This window comes from Allobosea sp. 05T438 (assembly GCF_056396025.1).
In genome coordinates, this window is record NZ_JBFTKQ010000008.1 from 136,716 (window position 1) to 156,486 (window position 19,771).

The window sequence follows — 19,771 nt, forward strand, 5'->3', positions numbered from 1 at the left end:
CCGCTTATTCCTTGTCCTGCGCCAGCGCATTGACGGCGGCTGCCGCCATGGCTGAGCCGCCACGTCGCCCATGTACGACGACGCAGGGGACGCGCCCGTCTCGGGCCAGCGCTTCCTTCGATTCCGCCGCGCCGACGAAGCCGACGGGGATGCCGATCACGGCGGCAGGCTTCGGCGCGCCGGCATCGAGCATTTCGAGCAGCCGGAACAGCGAGGTCGGGGCGTTGCCGATGACGACGACGGAGCCTGCGAGCCTGGGCTTCCAGAGTTCCATCGCGGCGGCGGAACGCGTCGTGCCCATCTCGGTTGCGAGCGCTGGGACCTGCGGGTCGTCGAGCGTGCAGATGACCTCGTTGCCGGCCGGCAGGCGCGCGCGCGTCACGCCGTTGGCGACCATCTTGGCATCGCAGAGGATCGGTGCGCCGCTCTTGAGCGCAGCCTGCGCGGCGTCCGCGAAACCGGCGGACATCTCGACGTCATCAGGCAGGTCGGTCATGCCGCAGGCATGGATCATCCGCACCACGACGCGCTCGGCCGCGCCGCTGAAGCGGGCGAGATCGGCTTCCGCGCGGATGATCGCGAAGGAGCGCTCATAGATCGCCGCCCCGTCCTGAATATAATCGTATGCCTTGTTCAACCGCGCGGTCCTGTTGAACGCACGGCCTTGGCCAGCTGTGCGTGAATCTCCTGTCCGGGCTGCAATCGCGCCAGGAGCGTCGAAAGGTCAAGCGTCGCGACCGGCTTGTCCCGCGTCGTGCCGCCGAACACGGCGTCGTAGCGCCCCTCGCGCCCGACCAGCGTGAGGTCGGATTCCGCAGGGTGAGCGCAGGCTTTGACGCAGCCGGAAACGTGCAGCGTCACGCCCTGCGTGAGCAGATCGGCGGCAGCCCCGGCGAGCCTGGCCGCGTCCGCCATGGTCGGGGCCTCGGCGCGGGAGCAGGCGGGGCTGCCGGCACAGGCTTGCACGGAAAGGCGCGGATCGTCGTCGCGTGTGATCAGGCCGAGGCCGTTCGCCAGCGCCATCAGCTTGTCGGCCTCGGCACGGCGAAGATTGCGGAAGGCGAGCCCTCGCCATGGCGAGAGCCGGATGTCGGCTGCGCTTGCCTCGATACCGGCGCCGAGCTTGTCGAGGATGGCTGTGTCGCACCGGCCGAAGGGAAGGCCGATGAGCACCGCGAGCCGGTCCTCGCCCAGAGCGAACAGCCCGGCGCGCCGAGGAGCAGGGCGTGGCGCGGGGGCGGGTATTTCGGGCAGCAGGCTCAGCTCGGCCAACGCTTCGGGCGGCAGATCGCGCAGGCGGCGGATGCACTCGGGATCAGCGCTGCGTAGGATCGCGAAACCGCGCAGGACGGCTTCGACCGCTGCGGCGGCCTCCGCTTCGGGGATAGGGCCCCGCCAGAGATGATCCGCAAGACTCAAGGCGGCGCGCCCGGCGCCGATACCGACGAGCCGGATGTCGCCGGGGAAGCTGTCGAGTGCCTGCGGCCCGCCATCGTCGACGACGACGCTGAGCTTGGCCGGCAGGCCAGGGATGTTTCGCGCCCGCTCCTCGACGGCCGCGGACAACGCCACGGCGTCGAGCAAGCCCTTCCCGTCATTCTCGGGCGGCGCGCCGCGCCGACCCGAGAATATCGTCGAAGAGATGTTCGGGTCAGGCCCGAGCATGACGGCCTCGTTGAAGCCGGCGAGCGGCGAGATCAATGTCAGCCGTTGCGGCCCGTCGCCGGCATGTTCGTCGACGAGGCGCTCCGCCAGGAGGCGCTCGACCAGAGCTGGATGGCTTTCGGCCGTCACGCCGCGAATCTGCAGATTGCCACGGGCGGAGATTTCGATCAGCCCGTTGCCATGCCCGGCGGCCAGGGCCGCGATCCTCCGCAATTGCGCTGGAGTCAGCTTCGCGCCCGGTGGATGCAGGCGCACCAGCCAGCCATCGCCGGTCTCCATCGGCTTCAGCGTGCTCGGACACCAGCCGCGCCGCAGCGCTTCCTTGGTCGGCGCGCTCATTCCGCCGCCTCCCGCGCCAGGAAGGCGCCGACCGAATTGCGCCGGCTGCTCCAGAGCCCGCGCCGCGCGGCCTCCGCCAGCCGCGAACGGATCGAGGCGGCGGCCGGGGCATTGGCGGCTTCCAGCGCCGCCCAGATCTGCGGGTCGGCGCAATAAGCCTGGAACACGGCATCGAACAGCCCGTCGGCAACCGCATCCGTGCTCGCCGCGAAGACGAAGAGCGTATCGACCGCTTCCGCCAGTTCCGCCGCGCCGCGCCAGCCATGGGCGAGCTGGGAGGCGATCCAGCGCGGATGCGCCAGCCGGCCATGGACGATGCGGGCGATGTCCTCGGCCAGCGTGCGCGCCTTCGGCGCTTCCGGATTCGAGCTGTCGAGGCTGTAGAGGGCGGGATCGGCGCCGAGCGCCTTCGCTGCTGCCGCGAGTCCGCCGATCACATCGGCGGCGCTGGTTGCTTCGAGAATGTCGCGCCCGGCCGTGTCGCTGACATGGATGAAGGCATGGGAAGTGCGGATGCGGTCGGCAAAGCCGGCATCGGCCGTGCCCGTACCTTCCGGCCCGCTGTAGGCGTGGTCGGAAGCGGCGAGATAGGCTGCGCCCAACTCGTCGCGCCGCGTCCAGTCGCCGTCCAGCGCCCGGTCGGCCATAGCGGCGCCATAGCGGCCGGGCGCTGCACCGAAAATGCGCGCGCCATGCTCGCCGCGGCGACGGGCGGCGGCGGGCTCGTTCCACTCGTCCGGCTCGTCCAGCGCCGCGACCGCCCGTGCCGCCTGGTCGATCAACGCGACCTGGCCGGGAAACGTGTCGCGGAAGGTGCCGGAGATGCGCTCGGTAACGTCGAGCCGCGGATAGGTGAGCTTTGGCTGCGGGATGATCGTAAAGCCCGTGACACGGGTGGAGGCATTGTCCCAGAGCGGTTCGACGCCCATCAGCGCGAGTGCATGGGCGATATCCTCGCCGCCCGAGCGCAGGGTGGGGGAGGCCCAGAGGTCCATCACGATCCGTCTGGGATAGTCGCCGTGTTCCTGCAGGTGCCGCGATACCACCGCCTGTGCCGCGAGCTTCCCGAGCCTGGCGGCAGCGCGCGTCGGGATTGCGCGGGGATCGAGCGTCGAGAGGTTGCGCCCGGTCGGCAATACGTCGGGTCGGCCGCGATGCGGCGAGCCTGCGGGGCCGGGCGGGACGAACCGGCCATCGAGAGCGGCGAGCAGGTTCTCGCGTTCGTTGCGGGCGGAAGCGGGGTCGATCGCAGACCGGCCGAAGATATGCAGCCCGTCGCGGAAAGGCAGTTCGGCGATATCGCAGAGATGGGCGTCGAGCCGCGTCAGCGCCTCGTTCATCTCGGTATCGGCAGCGACGCCGCAGGAGGCGGCGAGCCCGCTCGTCTCGGCGCGCGAGCGGATTTCGGCAGCGACGATGTCGGCGCGGCGCGGATCGAGCACCTGCGCCTGCGAGAACTCCTCGACGAGGTCGCGCAGCAAAGCAGTCTCGCCGGCGGCATCCGCTTCGGCCAAGGGAGGCGGCAGATGGCCGAGCGTCACCGCCGAGAGCCGCCGCTTGGCCGGCGCCGCCTCGCCGGGATCGTCGACGACATAGGGGTAGATCACCGGCAGCGCGCCGGCCGCGAGGCGCGGCCAGCAGCCGGCCGAGAGCGCCACCGCCTTGCCCGGCAGCCATTCCATGGTGCCGTGCGTGCCCAGATGGATCAGCGCATCGACGGCTTCGCTCTTCCGCAGCGCCAGATAGAAGGCGAGATAGCCATGGCCGGGTGGGGCGTCGGGGTCGTGGTAGCGTGCCTTGCGGTCGGGCGTGGCATCGCGTGGAGGCTGCAGGGCCACGGTGAGCCGGCCATAGCGCACGGTGCGGAAGCGGAAGGCGCCCTCGCTGCAGGTGCGATCGGCTTCGGGCGCACCGTGGCTGGCAAGAAGGGACTCGCGGGCTGCGGCGGGAATGGTGGCGAGCCAGTCGCGATAGGCTGCGAGCGGCATGGAGAGATTGGTTGGCCCGACAGTCAGTGCGGCCATGAGGCCTGCGCCTTCGTCTCCCCACCAGCCGTCATCCCGGACAAGCCGCGTCAGCGGCACGGATCCGGGATCCATGCCTGAACCTTCATCGGAGACGCTCAGGCATGGATCCCGGGTCTCCCTCCGGTCGCCCGGGATGACCGGGGAGGGGAGATCGACGGGGTATCCCACCCCCGCAAGCAGTTCCCGGATCGCCAGCACGCTCGCCGGCGTGTCGAGCCCGACGGCGAAGCCGGCCCGGCCGCCGCGCGCGGGGTAGTCCGACATCACCAGCGCCAGCTTTCGCTTGGCCGCGGGTTTCCGGGCCAGCGCGATCCAGCCCTCCGTCAAATCGGCAAGCGCAGAGATGCCGTCGCGGTCGGGCACGAGCCGGCGGATGCTGAGCCCGGTCGCCGGGTCGCTCGCTTCCGCCTTGAAGGCCACCGGGATGGCGCCGATGCGTCCGTCGAATTCCGGCAGTGCCACCTGCATGGCGAGATCAGCAGCCGAAAGGCCGCGCGGCGAAGCCTCCCAGGCCTCGCGGGGGCTGCCGACGGGCATGGCCTGCAGGATCGGGCAATCGGCGGCGTCGAGCACGAAATCCGCGCTCTCGCGTGCCGAGAAGGCGGTGGTGGTGAGGATCAGCGCGGGTTTGCGCGTCGCGATCAGCGCCGCGAGTTCCGCCGTGACGGCCGGGTCCTTCAGGCTGGTAAACGCGAGTGGCAGCGCCGCGAGGCCACGTGAGGTGAGGGTGGCCGTCAGTGCCTCGCCCATGGCCGTATCGCCCGCCGCGACGCTGGAGCGATAGAGCAGGATCGGGACCAGCGGGATGTTTGCCGGCAGGGCGGCGAGTGCGTCCCGCCAAGGCAGAGGCATACCGCCTCCGCCCAGTGCGAAGAATGGCGGCAACGGAAGCGGAGCGCGATCGGCAGCGTCGCGAGGCCCCTCCAGATAGTCGTCGATCCGCCGCAGCAGCCGCCGCATGTTCTCCGCGCCGCCGCCGGCCTGGAAATAGGCCAGCAGCTCGGCGGCGAACCCGGGCGGCACGGTCGCATGCTCGCCCAATCTTGGATCGTCGCGCTCGTCACCGGGCAGGATCGCGAGCGGAATGCCGCGCGCGCGGCAGGCGATGCCGAGTTGCTCGATGCCGTAGCGCCAGTAGTCGAGCCCGCCGAGGCAGCGCACCAACAGGAAGCGGCATTGCGCCGCCGTCTTCTCGATCAGGAAATCGACCGAGAGCGGGTGTTTCAGCCGCCGGAGCGGAGCGAGGCGGACAGTGAGGCTCTGCCCGTCATGCTCGCCCTTGTGGCGAGCATCCACGTCTTGGACATGGTCTTCGAGCAGCGAAGACGTGGATGGTCGGGGCAAGCCCGACCATGACGACAACGGCTCCACATAAGTACGTGCCGCCACCGCCAGCGCCGAAAGGTCGCTGTCGGTGAAGGACAGGACGAGCACATCTCCCGGCGACAGGGCGAGATCGACAGCGTCCTCGCCGTCGTCGAGCCTGATCTCGCTGGTCGGGAGCAGGTGCATCGGTTGATGTTACGCCCCCGCGAGGGCCGCTTCCACGGCCTTCAGATCGAAGCCCTTGAGGCCGATCACTGTGAGGCGCCCCTCGCGCGGCTCAGCTGCCGCCCACGGCCGGTCGAAATGATGGCCGACGCGCCGGCCGACGCCTTGTACGACAAGCCGCATCGGCTTGCCCGGCACGGCGGTGAAGCCCTTGAGACGCAGCACGCCCTCGGCCTCGGCAGCCCTGGCGACGCGCGCCGTGAGCTCCTCGGGCGACAAACCGGCCGGTAGCGGCACCGCGACGGAGTCGAAATCGTCATGGTCGTGATCGTGCTCGCCCTCGCCGTGATGCGAGGGGCGGGCGGCGAGGTCGTTCTCAGCGGCGGCGCCGAGGCCGACGATCAGCGCCGGCTCGACCTTGCCATGGGCTGTCTCGACGATCTTGATCGCCTTGGGCAGGTGCGCGGCGATCTCGGCCTTGACCCGCGCCCGGCCGGCCTCGTCGACGAGGTCGCTCTTGTTCAGCAGGATCAGGTCGGCACAGAGGATCTGGTCCTCGAACACCTCTTCCAGCGGGTTGTCGTGATCGACGGACGCGTCGGCCGCCTTCTGCGCGGCGAGCGCCTCGGGATCATCGGCGAACAGGCCCTCGGCCACGGCCGGGCCGTCGACCACGGCGATGACGCCGTCGACGGTGACTCGGGCACGGATCGCTGGCCAGTTGAAGGCCTGCACCAGCGGCTTCGGCAGGGCGAGGCCGGAGGTCTCGATCAGGATGTGCTCGGGCGGGTTCGGCCGGTTCAGGAGCTTCTCCAGCGCCGGCACGAAATCGTCGGCGACGGTGCAGCAGATGCAGCCGTTCGGCAGCTCGACCACGTCCTCGTCGCTGCAGATGGCGATGCCGCAGCCTTTCAGGAATTCGCCGTCGAAGCCGAGGTCGCCGAACTCGTTGACGAGCACGGCGAGCTTCTTGCCCTCAGCGTTCTCGAGGAGGTGGCGCACCAGCGTCGTCTTACCGGCGCCGAGGAAGCCGGTGATGATCGTGCACGGCGTCTTGCCGAGATTTGCGGTCTGCGGAGCGTTCATGATGTCATCCTTGCTGGCGCGCCGGCAAAGGCGGCACGCGCGCGACCACGCCCTTGCGGAAGGACTGCGGCCGCTCTTTCCAGGGAACGATGCCGTTGGCGCTGGCGGCATAGGCCTCCGCCGCGCCGACGATCTCGTCGAGATGGGTTTGCGTGTCGAGGTCGCCGATCAGATAGGTCCATTTGCCGTCGGCGCAGAGCGCGATGGTGCAGGGCCGCTTGCAGACGCAGAGGCACTCGACGGGCAGCACGGGGATCGTGCTGCCCTTGGCTTTAAGCTGCGCGGCGAGGCGTTCCGCGAGCGCCAGTCCCGGCTGGTCGTAACCCTCCGGCAGATCGGCGCGGGCGCGGCGGCAGGCCGTGCAGACATGGATCGTAAGGTCGCCCTCGGACATGGCTCGCCTCAGGCTTCAGCGGCCCGGCGGCTCGCCCAGGGCCAGAGCACGCCGACCATGAAGGCGGTCGCGAGCCAGAGTGCGGCCTGGATGCCGAGGGAGAGGGCCGCGAAATGAGCCGCGACCTCGGCCGGCACCTTGCTCTCCGGCGAGGCCGGATGCGGGGCGCCGATGACATGCGGCAGCAGAATCACGACGGCGGCCAGGAGCTTGAGCCAGGGTTGTTCGAAGCGCAGGAACAGGAAGAGGCCGAGCGCCGTCGCGATAGCGGTCGTGAGCCACCAGAACTGCCTCTGTTCCAGCGCTGCGGACGCCGCGCCCGGCAATTCCGGAGCGAGCCCCATCGCCGGTGCGAGACCGAGCGCGAGGAAGCCGCAGGCTCCCCAGACCAGGGCGCTGCGCTGGTCGATCGTGTCGCCGGCCGCGATCATGCCCGCGAGCAGCAGCGCCGCGAAGCCGATGGCCGTCGCGATCGTCACCGCGCTGGTGAAGAGCGTGCGCTGGAGGCCGTCCTGCGGCTTCCACTCGGCATGCTCGTGGCCGGGCGCATCGCCGGCGGGGCCGTGCGCGAGGATGAGTTTCGCCTCGCCGTCGAAAGCGGCGAGCGTCGGCGCCTTCAGCGCGAGCGCCGCCTCATAGGTCTCGGCCTTGAGGATCAGCGGGGTGGTGGTGACATGCTGGAGGGCGGCGACGATCAGCCCAGCCAGAAGCCCGGCCAGAATGCTGACCGTGAGAACACGCGTAACCATGGTTGCTTTCCCTCAGTGGCAGGGAAAGGCGAGGCCGTGACGGGTGTCGTGCGCGGCGTTGTGGACGTCGGTCGAGGCCGCGAAGCCGGTCGTGTAGATCAGCGCGACGCCGATCACGAGCGCGGCGGCGACCGCCTTGACGCGTTCCGAGACGCTGAGCTGGGTAGTGGAAACCGAAGCAGTGTTCATAAGGCTCTCCGTGGCCGCCCCGCCGGCAGCCGGTTGGATCTTTGCGGGTCGACGGCAGGTCTCCTGGCTCACGGATTTGGCGCCCTGTGCCGCCTTCCCGGAGTGAACGCTCCAGTGGCCGATGGCGAAGGACATCCGCTTACAGTTGCGGGGGCAGCCGCGGCATTGGGCAGAGCAAGCCCGCACCGCGTTCCCTTTTCACCTCCTCGCGGAGGCACCGTCAGCGACGATCATTAGCCTTCGTCGGGCGGCTGTGCAATGCAGAGGCTCTACTCCTTGCGAACCTTCATCTCGGAGAGCCGTTTAGCGGCGCTTCGCGCGATGGGGCTCGTGAACATGGCGAATGTTATGCCCACGGAAATGCGTCATCTCACCCTCGTCCTGGGCGGCGCCCGCTCGGGCAAGAGCCGCTATGCCGAAGGGCTGGTCGAAACGCTGCCCGCGCCCTGGGCCTATATTGCCACCGCTCAGGCCTATGACGACGAGATGCGGGAGCGGATCGCCACCCACCGGGCGCGCAGGCCGTCCGGCTGGGAAACGGTCGATGCTCCGCTCGACCTTCCCGAGGCGATCGCCGCGATGCCGGCCGGTCGGCCGGTTCTCGTCGATTGCCTGACGCTCTGGCTGACCAACCTCATCCTGGCCGAGCGCGACACCGTCGCTGCCACGACGGCTCTCATCTCCACCTGCGAGCGGGTTTTTGGCCCGCTCGTGCTGGTCGGCAACGAGGTCGGCCTCGGCATCGTGCCGGATAATGCGCTCGCCCGCCGCTTCCGCGACGAGGCCGGGCGATTGCACCAGGCGCTTGCCGCGCGCGCCGGCCGCGTGGTCTTCATGGTTGCCGGATTGCCGATGCAGGTGAAATGATGACGGACACCGAAGACGCCGCCCGCCACAAGGCGAAGATGGAGAAGCGCAAGGCGGTGCAGGACGCCGAGGTCGCCTCCAAGACGGTCGAGAAGGGGCTGCTCATCGTCAACACCGGCCCCGGCAAGGGCAAGTCGACGGCAGCCTTCGGGCTGATCCTGCGCGCACTCGGCCATGGCTGGCGCATCGGCGTGGTGCAGTTCATCAAGGGCGCCTGGTCGACCGGCGAGCGCAAGGCGCTCGAGGCCTTCGGCGATCAGGTCCGCTGGCACAGCATGGGCGAGGGCTTCACCTGGGAGACGCAGAACAAGGCGCGCGACATCGCCGCCGCCGAGCGCGCCTTCGCCAAGGCTGGGGAGCTGATGGCCGATCCTGAGATCCGGCTGCTCGTGCTCGACGAGCTCAACATCGCCCTGCGCTACGACTACCTGCCGCTCGCCGAGGTGGTGGGGGTGCTCAAGGCCCGCCGGCCCGATCTCCACGTCGTCGTCACCGGCCGCAACGCCAAGCCGGAGCTGATCGAGGCTGCCGACCTCGTCACCGAGATGGCGCTGGTGAAGCACCATTTCGCCGCCGGCGTGAAGGCACAGGAAGGCATCGAGTTCTAGCCTAGGTAATGGACCGAAACGATCCCGGTGCACGGGACTGGTCCTGTCCCGTTTTGTGGGCGGGCTGCCATGCAAGGCTTCGGACCTCGAAAGCCTGGCTTGCAACGGCACGGGCGCGCGCAGCCGCAGCCCGTCCTCGGTGCTAGTGCTGTTCAGATGACCGCTGCAGCGACGAGGTGCTGCCATCATCGAGGAACGCCGCCTTCAGCAGGCACTCCGCGTACTCACTTTGGGCTTCGGAATCGAAAACCAGCCCTGAGCCCGTGTTGTAGGTCGCTGTGCCCGAGGCGCTCAGGGTCAGCGTCCGGATCGCGACGCTGAGCCGCGCCTCTCCCTGCGGCGAGAACATGCCGATACTGCCGCAATAGACGCCTCGCGGATGCTCTTCGAGCTCATGGATCACCTGCATTGCCCGGATCTTGGGCGCACCCGTCACCGAACCGCAGGGGAAGAGAGCGCGGAGCAAATCCGGAAATCGGATATCCTGCCGGAGCTGCGCTTCGATCCCGGACGTCATCTGAAACAGGGTGGGATAGCGCTCGATGGTGAATAGGTCCGTCACTCCGACCGACCCGACTTCGGAGATCCTGCTTAGATCGTTCCGCAGCAGATCGACGATCATCAGGTTCTCGGCCCGGTTCTTCTCGCTCGATTGCAGTTCGCTCGCTGCGCGCAGATCATCAGCCGGTGAGGCATGCCGCGGCGCGGTTCCTTTCATGGGGCGGGCGCGTATCGACGAGCCCCGGGCTTCGAAGAAGAGCTCGGGCGACAAGGACACAATGGTGTCCCCACCGAGCGCGACGAGCGCTCCGTAAGGCGCAGGCTGACGAGAGCGCAGCGCCGCAAACAGCGCAACCGGATCACCGGACCACGTCCCGAGCATGGGAAATGTCAGGTTCACTTGATAGACGTCCCCTGACCGGATGTAGGCGATCACGCTCCTGAAGCGGGCTTCGTAGTCGTCAAGCGTCCATACCGGTGACAAATGTCGGAGGCTCCCGGCGCCGCGCACCGCGCCCCAGTCAAAGCGATCAGGCTCGTCAAAGACTCCGAAATGGAGGAGCGGCCCCTTCAGCTCGGGCGCCCGCGCGGCAAGCCGTGGCTCGAAGATGTAACCCAGCTCGTATGCGGCATATCCCGCCAGATGGTACCCGGCGTTCTGGGCGTCGAGCATGGCCGCCAGCACGGCCGGGACGTCAGCGAATGTCCGCGCTTCGAGAACGCGGTGGCATCGCGTGAACGAGAGGGTGTCGCCCGATCGCCCGTCCTCGATCAGGACGAGCGGAGCATCGAAATTCCGATCAGGGGCGCTCAATCCAGCCTCTCGCAATCGGGCAATTGCGCACCTTCGCCTGCCCGCATCCAGCTTCCAACATCGAAATCTGCTACCCCGGAGAGACGGGTGCAGGAATAACCAATGCCATATCCGCCGGGGCCAGGATCGAGAAGCCGTGCCGGCCCAGCGCATCGCTATCGACCGAACGGCTCAGGCGATCGCGGCTGTCGTCGCCCTGGTCGAAGGTGACGACGCGTGGCTTCAGCGCGGGGTTCTGCTGTTCGTCGACATGGACGGAGTCGCAGATGACAGTCTGGTCGCCGCCCTGGCAGCTACGGGCGGCGCCGTCACCGGCATAGTTCCAGAGGCGCTACCGCAGGAAGGTCAGCCCAGTATCTCGTTGAACGTCACGTTTCGCCGCTCTGCAAGAGAGCGGGTTGCCGCTTCCGCGAGGACGAGCGAGCGGAAGCCGTCCTCGATGCCCGGAACCGCGGATCTCTCACCAAGCGCGAACTCGACGAAGGCCGCGATCGAGGCCGCGTAGCTCGGCGCCATCCGGAGCATCGGGTCCTTCGGCAGTCCCTCGGTCAGCACCTTGTCATCGAATATCCGCATCACGCTGCCATCAGTGATGCGCGACGATTCCAGCAGTCCCCCCGTTCCGAACACCTCGATGCGGTCGTCGTAGCCGTAGACGGCACGCCGGGCATTATCGATCAGGCACAGCGCGCCGCTTTCCATCCGCAGGGTCACGAGCGCCGTATCGACGTCACCGAACTCGGCAAAGACCGGATCGGCGATCACCGAACCCAGCGCCGAGACTTCGATCGCCTCCTCGCGGGTCAACCATCGCGCGAGGTCGAAGAAATGCACCATCTTGTCGTAGAAGAGGTTGCCCGAGACCTTCAGATAGCTTGCCGGCGGAATCGCGTTCGGACCTCTCGACGTCATCTGCACGGTCTGGACACGACCAATCGCTCCGGCTGCGACATCGGCGGCGACACTGGCGTGGTTGCGGTCGAAGCGGCGGTTGAAGCCAAGCATCACCCGTGAGCTCTGCCCGGACAGATCGCGGTGAAGGGAATGAGCCTCGGACAGGCTGCTCGCGAGCGGCTTCTCGCAATAGACAGCCTTCTGCGTCTGTGCGGCATGGCGCAGCACGACCGGATGCGTCTCCGTCGACGACGCGATGACAACTGCGTCGATGTCGTCCGCTTCGACGATGTCACGCCAATCCCGAGCGATCCGTGCGCCGTGCTCGTCCGCGATCCGCTGGGCCCGATCCGCCAGCGGATCGAAAACCGCGACGATTGTTGCCTGGCGGACCGAGGCAAGATGCTTCGCATGGACCGAGCCGATCCTGCCCGCTCCGATGAGGCCGATCCTGAGCATATTCCGTTCCTGTAAGATTGAGTGGCGTCAGCCGGTTTCCATCGGCAGATCGTTCTCGCCCGCCCACTCCGAGAGCGAGGCGTCGTAGAGGCGCACGTCGCGGCGGCCGATCAGCGCGAGAGCGAATGCGTCGGCGCTGGCGGCGATGCCGTGGCCGCAATAGAGGATCACGGGCCGTTCGGCCGGGAGCTGCGAAAATCGCTCGCGCAGCGCCTGTTCTTCGAGAAGGCGACGCGGCTGGGAGGTGAACAGGGAGGCGGCGGGAATGTTCACGCTCCGCGCGATACGCCCCGCGCGGCCATAACTGTTGCCGTCAATTCCKGCAAATTGGCTCGGCAGCCGAGCGTTGACGACAGATGCGCCGTGGTCGTCATGAATCGCGCTGAGCACGTCATCCCGGGTGGCCACGAGTTCGGGACGATGCGCCGCCCGGAAGTCACCGCCGGCACGCGGGCGCGCAGGGCCGCTCTCGACCGGACGACCAGCCTGCAGCCAGCCATCCCAGCCCCCGTCGAGCACATGCGCGCCGTCGAAGCCGAAGACGCGCAGCATCCACCACACCCGCGTCGCCCACCAGGGATCGCCGGTGCTGTAGAGCACGACGCGGCTGTCCTGCCTCAGGCCGAACCGCCGCATCGCCGCCTGGAACGCGTGCCGCGCGGGCAGCATGAACCGCCAGCGGCTCGCCGAGTCCGAGATATCGGCCTGGACGTCGATGAATTGCGCCCCCGGGATATGGCCCACCTCGAAGCGCGCGCGTTCGGGGACGCTCCGATAGATCGTCCTCTCATCGGGCACGATGCTCGTCGTGCAGTCGAAGATGAGCAGGGAGGCGTCGCCGAGCCGCCCGGCCAGCCATTCGCCATCGACGAGCGGCGAGAGTGAGCCTTGTTCCCGGGTACTGGTCCAAGTCTCAATCATGCGACAGCCGCGGATCGAGCGCCTCGCTGAGGCCGTCGCCGATCAGGTTGAGCGAAAGCACGGTCAGCACGATGCAGAGCCCGGGCAGAGCCGAGACATACCAGGCGGAGCGGAGATACTGCCGCCCCTCGCCGATCATCGATCCCCAGCTCACCGCATTCGGGTCCCCCAGGCCCATGAAGGACAAGGCGCTCTCCGACAGGATAGCGGACGCAACCATGATCGAGGCAGTCAGGATGATCGGCGAAAGCGCGTTCGGGAGGATGTGGCGCAGGATGATCCATGTGTCGCGGACGCCCACCGCCTTGGCCGCGATCACATATTCCCGGGCCTTGATGGACCGGAACTCGGCGCGCACGAGCCGTGCGATCGTCGTCCAGCTCACCAGGCCGATCGCCACGATGATCGTCGCGACCGACGGGCCGATGATCGAGATCATCACGACGAGCAGGATGAAATTGGGGATCGTCTGAAAGATCTCGGTCAGCCGCGTGAGCAGGCTGTCGATCCAGCCTCCGAAATATCCCGAAAGAGCCCCGACGAGCACACCGACGCCGGTGCCGATCACCGTCGCGGAAAATCCGACCAGCAGCGAGACGCGCGCGCCGTACAGCAGGCCGGCCAGCATATCCCGCCCCATCGAGTCCGTCCCAAGCGGGAAATCCCGGTGCTGGCCGGGCCATTGAAGCGGCCGCCCAACTGGCGCGAGGGGATCGCCGGGGGCAAGCAAACCGGCGAAGACAGCCAGGAGCAGCGAGGCAGACAGAATGGCGAGGCCGGCGACGCAGAGCGGATTGGCCGTCAGCACCCAGAAAACCGAGCGCCTGCGCTCGCTGGCGAGCACGGCCAGCCCATCGGACGATGCGGTTCCACCCGGCGACGTGGTTTCGACGAACGCCATCAGCCGATCTCCACACGCGGATCGAGCCAGGCTTGCGTCACGTCGGCCAGGACGTTGGCGAAGGTCACGAGAACCGAGGACAGCACGAGGATGCCCAGCATCACGTTGAAGTCCCGCGCCATGACGGATTCGAAGGCGAGGCGGCCCAGGCCGGGCCATGCATAGATCGTCTCGACCACGACGGCTCCGCCGAGGATTCCACCGAAGTGAACGCCTGCGACGGTCGTCACCGGCAGCAGCGCGTTCCGCAGGGCATGGGTGAACAGGACGGTCCGCTGCGGAACGCCCTTGGCCTGTGCTGTGCGCAGATAGTCCTGTCTCGCCACATCGAGCATCGAGGCCCGCATGAGCCGGGCGTAGATCGCGACATAGAACAGCGACAGCGAGAGGCACGGCATCATCATGTACTTCACGCGGTCGAGGGCGAGGCTCACGCCGGAGAGGCCGGAGGCGATGGTTCGATCCCCCCCGGACGGGAGCCAGCCCAGCTTCACCGAGAACAGCACGATCATCATCAGGCCGATCCAGAAGCTCGGCACGGAGTAGAAGAAGATCGAGATCACCGACAGGACACGATCAGGCCAGCTGCCGCGGCGGGCAGCCATTGCCGAACCCAGCACGACGCCGAGACCGACAGCGATGGCGAGCGACACTCCCATGAGCGCGAGGGTGCCGGGCAGGCGTTCGAGAATGAGCTCCGAAACGGGAACCCCGAAGCGCGGCGATGTACCGAGGCTGAACTGCGCGAGATTGCCGAGATAGACTAGGAATTGCGCGAGGAGCGGGAGATCGAGGCCGAATTGCCGCCTCCAGAGCGCCACGCCCTCCTCGGTCGCGGCACCGCTCTCCGCAGTCAGCACGTCCACGAGATCGCCGGGAACCAATTTCAGCAGGAAGAATGACAGGACGACGATCCCCAGCATCGTCGGGACCGCCCTGATCAATGCGCGTCCGAAAACGCCGGCTACTCTCATCTCGGCTTCCTGTTCGGAATAAAGGACGCGGCTTGCTCCGGCGGCCCGCCTATGGCTTAGCGCCAAAAGAGCATCGACGAACTAGAATTCTTTTCCTTTCTTTTATCCATCGAGAGGATTCACGTCTGTTGTTCGGAAACTCACGGCGCTTTCGTGCTGTCTGATGCGGCGAGCGCGGTCGAGCGCCTCTCATAAGTCAGTCACGGTCGAATTTTGATTATCATTTATATGTCAATTACATAATTAGCTCTCACGGTTGCCTGATTTTGGATTTGCCGCGCCGCGTTGCGGCTATCGCAGCTGGTGACAATCCGAGTTCGCGGGAAAGTCCGCGCGGCGGCCGGTCATTGTCCGCGGCTAATTATATATCTATGAGGTAGATTATACATTTTCCAGAGACTTGGTATGCCACCCCGCCCATCGCTTGCCCTTAACGTCCATTTCATCCACTCCGGCACCTACAGTTCGGCCTGGCGGACGCCAGAGGCGAAGCCGACGGATTTCTACGACATCGATTTCTATATCAGGGGTGCCCGGACCGCGGAGCGGGGAACCTTCGACTCGATTTTTTTGGCAGATGTCCCTGCGCTGATCGATCGACCGCAATACCGGCCGAGCTACGCGCTGGAGCCAACGATCGCGCTCGCCGCGATCGCCGCGGCAACCCAGCATATCGGGCTGATCGCCACGCTCTCGACATCCTATAACGAGCCCTACAACGTCGCTCGGCGCATCGCATCGCTCGATCACATCAGCAGAGGCCGCGCCGGCTGGAACATCGTCACGACGTCGAAAGCCGAGGCCTCATCGAATTTCGGCCTGTCCGAGGTCGCGGCGCATGCCGACCGCTACGGCAAGGCGCGCGAGTTCACGCAGATCGTCGCCGCGCTGTGGGACAGCTGGGAGCCGGGTGCTCTGGTGGGCGACAAGGAAACGGCGCGCTTCGTCGACCTGTCGCGCGTCCATCCGATCGACCACAAGGGCAAGCATTTCTCGGTGCGCGGCCCCCTCAACCTGCCGCGATCACCGCAGGGCTGGCCCCTCCTCGTCCAGGCAGGCGGCTCGCCGGACGGAATCGACCTCGCAGCCCGCTTCGCCGATGTCGTCTATTCCGTCTCGCATACGCTTGAGGATGCTGCCGTGTATGCGCGCAAGGTTCGGGAGCGGCTGCTTCATTACGGACGTCAGCCCGACGATGTCGTCATCTGCCCCGGTCTGGTGACGATCATCGGCAGCACCGAGGAGGAGGCACGCCGGCGCGAGCGCGATCTCTGGGAGCTGGTTCCGCTCGAATACGGACTTGGTCGGGTCGCCGATCAGCTCGGGATCGACCCCTCGAAACTCGATCTCGACGCACCGCTGCCGGACGGGTTGAAGCTGCCGGTCAACGGCAACCAGACCTTCTTCAACGTCGCCACGCAGACCGCGCAGCGCGGCCGCCTCACCGTGCGCGACCTGATCCGCGTGCAGGGCGGCGGCACGCTGAGCCCCATCGCGATCGGGACCCCCGAGCAGATCGCAGGCCGCATGGAAGAATGGTTTCGTGCGGGCGTCATCGGCGGCTTCAACATCATGCCGGACGTGTTGCCATCGGGCCTCGAGGACTTCGTCGACACCGTGGTGCCGCTCCTGCGCGACAAGGGCATCTTCCGGCGCGAATACGGCGAGGGAACGGTGCGCGAGCGGCTGGGCCTTTCCCATTCGGCCCACCGTGCGATCGACCCCGTCGCGCCCATCGCCGCGAGCGTCGGCTGACCCCATTCCACCGACATTTCATGACGGAGATCGACACCATGTCGAACAATGATGCTTCTTCTTTTGCCGGCGGTCGTGGCAAGGGCGCGCCTTCACGTCGCGCGGTCGTCGCTGGGCTGGGAACTCTCGGCGTCATGGGCGTGCTGCTGCCCGAGATCGCGCTCGCCCAGGGCAAGGCCGAACTTCCCGAGAAGGAGCGCTTCGGCGGGACCGTCACCTTCAGCTATGGGCGCAACGACCCGACAATGCTGTCCAACATCGACCGCAGCGGGACCGAGGCCATCACGAACAAGATCTTCGAGGGGCTGATCGGCTTCGATTTCGACCTCAAGCCGATCCCTGCCCTGGCCAAATCCTGGGAGATCTCTCCGGACGGCCTGCGCTATACGTTCAAGCTCCATGAGACTGTGAAGTGGCATGACGGCAAGCCCTTCAGCTCCTCCGACGTCGCCTATTCAATCAAGACGCTCAAGGAGCTGCATCCGCGCCGTCGCGCCACCTTCGCCAACATCAGCGAGATCGAGACGCCCGACGACCTGACGGTCACGCTCGTCCTGTCGAAGCCGGCTCCGTATCTGCTCGGCGCGCTCGACGCGACCTCCGCGCCGATCTTCGCCCGCCATCTCTACGAGGGTAAGGACTTCGTCACCAACCCGGCCAATCAGAAACCGGTCGGCACCGGTCCCTTCGTGTTCAAGGAGTGGGTGAAGGGCAGCCACGTCCTGCTGGAGCGCAATCCGGACTACCGTCAAAAAGGCCGGCCGTATGTCGACCGGATCGTTGTCCGCATCATTCCGGACCCCGCGGCGCGCGTCGCCGGTTTCGAGACGGGAGAAATCGATGTCGGCAATGGCAACCCCGTCCCGGCGGCGGATATCGAGCGCCTGAAGGCCATTCCGACGCTGGAATTCGAAGACCGGGGCTACGCACGCGCCGCGCAGCAGAGCCAGATCTTCTTCAACCTGGACAACCCGATCCTCCAGAACCGGCAGGTGCGGTTGGCGATCGCGCATGCACTCGACCCGGTTGCGATCCGCGAGGTCGCCTGGAACGGACAAGCCCGTCTCTCGCCGGCCGCGATCGTGCCTGGCGGCGAATTCAACAATCCGAAGATCGCGTTCTACAAGTACGATCCGGCGCTGGCGCGCAAACTGCTGGACGAGGCCGGCTTTCCCGAGAAGCAGGGAGGCCGCTTCCCGATCCGCATCCTCTGGGCGCCTTGGCTGGACACGCTGAAGCGCGTCGCCGACCAGGTACGCGGCCAGTTGCGCGCCGTCGGCATCGCTGCGGAAGTGCAGACCTACGACTACGCGACCTTCGCCAACAAGGTCTACACGGACCGGGCCTTCGACATCGACGTCGAGGCGTTGCAGAACGGCTACGACCCGCTCGACGGCGTGCACCGCATCTACTGGTCGAAGGCGTTCAAGATCGGCCTGCAGTTCTCGAACCCCTCCCACTACGCGAATCCAGAGGTCGACGCGCTGCTGGAGGCTGCGGCCGGCGAGAACGATTTTGAGAAGCGCCGGCAGCACTATCTCAGGTTCCAGGAGATCGTTCATCACGATCTTCCGGCCGTGAATCTCACCGAGGCGATTACCTACACGGTCGCGAACCGCCGGCTGAAGAACCACACCATCGACGCCGCCGGGGCGACCTACAGCTTCTCGGAAGCCTACCTGCAGAAAGCAGGCTGATGCTCCCGGGTGACGGCCGCCTCATGGCGGCCGTCACGTCGGCATCGATCGATATCATTCCCCTCAGGACGTGTTTCCATGACAGCCTCCGGATCGCAGATGCATCTCGGTGCCTTTCTTCTGGCGACGGGACATCATCAGGCCGGATGGCGCGATCCGGGGGCAGCCGCCGATGCGGGCGCCAACCTGGCCCACTATGTCCAGCTCGCGCGCCTTTGCGAGGAGGCGAGGCTCGACATGGTCTTCCTCGAGGACGTGCTGAGCGTTCGCGATGCCGATCCGACGATCGTCAGCCGGATGGCGCGCGCGACGATCTTCGAGCCGCTGACCCTGCTCTCGGCGCTCGCGATGGCGACGAGCCGGATCGGCCTCGTCGGCACTGCCTCGACGAGTTATCACCACCCGTTCCACGTCGCGCGCCTCTTCGCCTCGCTCGACCTCATCAGCGGCGGCCGGGCGGCCTGGAACCAGGTCACCAGCATCACCGATCTGGAAGCCCGGAACTTCGACCGCGACAAGCATCTCGCCCATGCGGACCGCTACGACCGCGCCCGCGAATTCGCCCATGTCGTCCGCGGTCTCTGGAACAGCTGGGAACCGGATTCCTTTACCCGGGACAAGGAGAGCGGCTGGTTCATCGACGCCGAGAAGATGCATGTGCTCGACCACAAGGGCGCGCATTTCCAGGTGCGCGGCCCGCTGAACGTGGTCCCGTCCCCACAAGGGCATCCGGTGCTGGTGCAGGCCGGCTCCTCCGATGCCGGACGGGAACTCGCTGCGGAGAGCGCGGAAGTCGTCTTCACGGCCCAGACGACGCTCGCGGACGCACAGGAATTCTACGGAGACCTGAAAGACCGCATGGCCAAATATGGCCGGCCGCGCGATGCCCTCAAGATATTGCCCGGGCTGTCGCCAGTCGTCGCGGCGACGCGGCAGGAGGCACAGGACAAGTTCGATCGCCTGCAAAACCTCGTCATTCCCGAAGTGGGCCTGCGCATCCTCGCCGAAAAACTCGATATCGACGATCTCGCCGACTATCCGCTCGATGGACCAATCCCCGAGCTGTCGCAAACGGAACGGGCGATCGGCCGGCAGAACCTGCTGCGGGATCTGGCGCGCCGCGAAAACCTCACCATCCGCCAGCTCTATCTGCGTATTGCCGGGGCCCGCGGTCATCTGCAGCTGGTGGGCACCGCTCAGGATATCGCCGACGTCATGGAGGAGTGGTTCTCGAAAGGCGGGTCGGACGGCTTCAACATCATGCCGCCGGTGCTGCCGACCAGCCTCGAGGATTTCGTCTCGCTCGTGGTGCCGGAGTTGCAGCGCCGCGGCCTGTTCCGCACCGAGTATTCAGGGACGACACTCCGGGATCACCTCGCGCTGGCCAAGCCCACCCATCCAGCCAAACTGGGTGCCGTGGCGCGCGCGAGCCGCAACTGA

The 19,771-nt window shown here is 67.0% G+C and carries 17 protein-coding genes and 1 riboswitch; of the genes, 5 read left to right on the top strand and 12 right to left on the bottom strand.

The window, feature by feature from the left end; genetic code table 11:
* Positions 1-4 precede the first annotated feature (4 nt).
* Genes AC1DIN_RS17635 through AC1DIN_RS17665 form a run of 7 tightly spaced genes read right to left on the bottom strand, consistent with a single transcriptional unit; the run spans position 5 to position 7,940 of the window.
* The gene (locus AC1DIN_RS17635; protein ID WP_441472810.1) at positions 5-637 is read right to left on the bottom strand and encodes a precorrin-8X methylmutase; all 633 of its coding nucleotides are present in this window, start codon (positions 635-637) and stop codon (positions 5-7) included.
* A complete protein-coding gene (locus tag AC1DIN_RS17640) occupies positions 634-2,004 on the bottom strand; it encodes a hypothetical protein (RefSeq protein ID WP_476810727.1) in 1,371 nt (456 codons plus the stop codon). Before AC1DIN_RS17640 ends, AC1DIN_RS17635 begins: the two co-directional genes overlap by 4 nt.
* Positions 2,001-5,543 (bottom strand): cobaltochelatase subunit CobN, encoded by a 3,543-nt coding sequence (gene cobN, locus AC1DIN_RS17645; protein ID WP_476810728.1) that lies wholly within the window; start codon positions 5,541-5,543, stop codon positions 2,001-2,003. The genes AC1DIN_RS17640 and cobN overlap by 4 nt, the downstream gene beginning before the upstream one ends.
* Positions 5,544-5,552: 9 nt before the next feature.
* The gene (cobW, locus tag AC1DIN_RS17650) at positions 5,553-6,608 is read right to left on the bottom strand and encodes a cobalamin biosynthesis protein CobW (protein WP_476810729.1); all 1,056 of its coding nucleotides are present in this window, start codon (positions 6,606-6,608) and stop codon (positions 5,553-5,555) included.
* A 4-nt stretch (positions 6,609-6,612) separates the two neighbouring features.
* Positions 6,613-7,002 (bottom strand): DUF1636 family protein, encoded by a 390-nt coding sequence (locus AC1DIN_RS17655; RefSeq protein ID WP_476810730.1) that lies wholly within the window; start codon positions 7,000-7,002, stop codon positions 6,613-6,615.
* Between the two features lie 8 nt (positions 7,003-7,010).
* Complete coding sequence (locus AC1DIN_RS17660) at positions 7,011-7,751, bottom strand: CbtA family protein (protein WP_476810731.1); 741 nt, start codon at positions 7,749-7,751, stop codon at positions 7,011-7,013.
* Between the two features lie 12 nt (positions 7,752-7,763).
* Positions 7,764-7,940 (bottom strand): CbtB domain-containing protein, encoded by a 177-nt coding sequence (locus AC1DIN_RS17665; RefSeq protein ID WP_441472816.1) that lies wholly within the window; start codon positions 7,938-7,940, stop codon positions 7,764-7,766.
* A gap of 36 nt (positions 7,941-7,976) precedes the next feature.
* Positions 7,977-8,176, bottom strand: a riboswitch (cobalamin riboswitch).
* 112 nt (positions 8,177-8,288) lie between these two features.
* Here AC1DIN_RS17665 and cobU point away from each other — a divergent pair.
* Positions 8,289-8,807 (top strand): bifunctional adenosylcobinamide kinase/adenosylcobinamide-phosphate guanylyltransferase, encoded by a 519-nt coding sequence (gene cobU, locus AC1DIN_RS17670; RefSeq protein ID WP_476810732.1) that lies wholly within the window; start codon positions 8,289-8,291, stop codon positions 8,805-8,807.
* On the top strand, positions 8,807-9,415 hold the full coding sequence (cobO, locus tag AC1DIN_RS17675) for a cob(I)yrinic acid a,c-diamide adenosyltransferase (protein ID WP_476810733.1): 609 nt from the start codon (positions 8,807-8,809) through the stop codon (positions 9,413-9,415). Before cobU ends, cobO begins: the two co-directional genes overlap by 1 nt.
* A gap of 142 nt (positions 9,416-9,557) precedes the next feature.
* On the opposite strand, the gene AC1DIN_RS17680 is transcribed toward cobO, so the two are convergent.
* From AC1DIN_RS17680 to AC1DIN_RS17700, 5 genes are all read right to left on the bottom strand, one after another.
* Entirely contained in the window at positions 9,558-10,730 is a 1,173-nt protein-coding gene (locus tag AC1DIN_RS17680) for an aminodeoxychorismate synthase component I (RefSeq protein WP_476810734.1), read from the bottom strand.
* A gap of 345 nt (positions 10,731-11,075) precedes the next feature.
* Positions 11,076-12,101, bottom strand: a complete 1,026-nt coding sequence (locus AC1DIN_RS17685; protein WP_476810788.1) for a Gfo/Idh/MocA family oxidoreductase — start codon at positions 12,099-12,101, stop codon at positions 11,076-11,078.
* A 9-nt stretch (positions 12,102-12,110) separates the two neighbouring features.
* Positions 12,111-13,004, bottom strand: coding sequence for a sulfurtransferase (locus AC1DIN_RS17690; protein WP_476810735.1), 894 nt, complete (start codon positions 13,002-13,004; stop codon positions 12,111-12,113).
* Entirely contained in the window at positions 12,997-13,905 is a 909-nt protein-coding gene (locus tag AC1DIN_RS17695; protein ID WP_476810736.1) for an ABC transporter permease, read from the bottom strand. The genes AC1DIN_RS17690 and AC1DIN_RS17695 overlap by 8 nt, the downstream gene beginning before the upstream one ends.
* Complete coding sequence (locus tag AC1DIN_RS17700; protein WP_476810737.1) at positions 13,905-14,879, bottom strand: ABC transporter permease; 975 nt, start codon at positions 14,877-14,879, stop codon at positions 13,905-13,907. Before AC1DIN_RS17700 ends, AC1DIN_RS17695 begins: the two co-directional genes overlap by 1 nt.
* A gap of 405 nt (positions 14,880-15,284) precedes the next feature.
* Here AC1DIN_RS17700 and AC1DIN_RS17705 point away from each other — a divergent pair, with 405 nt between their 5' ends.
* From AC1DIN_RS17705 to AC1DIN_RS17715, 3 genes are all read left to right on the top strand, one after another.
* On the top strand, positions 15,285-16,634 hold the full coding sequence (locus tag AC1DIN_RS17705; RefSeq protein ID WP_476810738.1) for an LLM class flavin-dependent oxidoreductase: 1,350 nt from the start codon (positions 15,285-15,287) through the stop codon (positions 16,632-16,634).
* A gap of 38 nt (positions 16,635-16,672) precedes the next feature.
* On the top strand, positions 16,673-18,331 hold the full coding sequence (locus AC1DIN_RS17710; RefSeq protein WP_476810739.1) for an ABC transporter substrate-binding protein: 1,659 nt from the start codon (positions 16,673-16,675) through the stop codon (positions 18,329-18,331).
* A gap of 78 nt (positions 18,332-18,409) precedes the next feature.
* Complete coding sequence (locus AC1DIN_RS17715; RefSeq protein WP_476810740.1) at positions 18,410-19,771, top strand: LLM class flavin-dependent oxidoreductase; 1,362 nt, start codon at positions 18,410-18,412, stop codon at positions 19,769-19,771.

Coding starts and splice junctions, on each gene's coding strand:
- AC1DIN_RS17700 (WP_476810737.1), bottom strand. CDS start 14,879: ATGAGAGTAGCCGGCGTTTTCGGACGCGCATTGATCAGGGCGGTCCCG.
- AC1DIN_RS17705 (WP_476810738.1), top strand. CDS start 15,285: ATGCCACCCCGCCCATCGCTTGCCCTTAACGTCCATTTCATCCACTCC.
- AC1DIN_RS17655 (WP_476810730.1), bottom strand. CDS start 7,002: ATGTCCGAGGGCGACCTTACGATCCATGTCTGCACGGCCTGCCGCCGC.
- AC1DIN_RS17640 (WP_476810727.1), bottom strand. CDS start 2,004: ATGAGCGCGCCGACCAAGGAAGCGCTGCGGCGCGGCTGGTGTCCGAGC.
- cobO (WP_476810733.1), top strand. CDS start 8,807: ATGACGGACACCGAAGACGCCGCCCGCCACAAGGCGAAGATGGAGAAG.
- AC1DIN_RS17695 (WP_476810736.1), bottom strand. CDS start 13,905: ATGGCGTTCGTCGAAACCACGTCGCCGGGTGGAACCGCATCGTCCGAT.
- cobU (WP_476810732.1), top strand. CDS start 8,289: ATGCCCACGGAAATGCGTCATCTCACCCTCGTCCTGGGCGGCGCCCGC.
- AC1DIN_RS17710 (WP_476810739.1), top strand. CDS start 16,673: ATGTCGAACAATGATGCTTCTTCTTTTGCCGGCGGTCGTGGCAAGGGC.
- AC1DIN_RS17715 (WP_476810740.1), top strand. CDS start 18,410: ATGACAGCCTCCGGATCGCAGATGCATCTCGGTGCCTTTCTTCTGGCG.
- cobN (WP_476810728.1), bottom strand. CDS start 5,543: ATGCACCTGCTCCCGACCAGCGAGATCAGGCTCGACGACGGCGAGGAC.
- cobW (WP_476810729.1), bottom strand. CDS start 6,608: ATGAACGCTCCGCAGACCGCAAATCTCGGCAAGACGCCGTGCACGATC.
- AC1DIN_RS17665 (WP_441472816.1), bottom strand. CDS start 7,940: ATGAACACTGCTTCGGTTTCCACTACCCAGCTCAGCGTCTCGGAACGC.
- AC1DIN_RS17660 (WP_476810731.1), bottom strand. CDS start 7,751: ATGGTTACGCGTGTTCTCACGGTCAGCATTCTGGCCGGGCTTCTGGCT.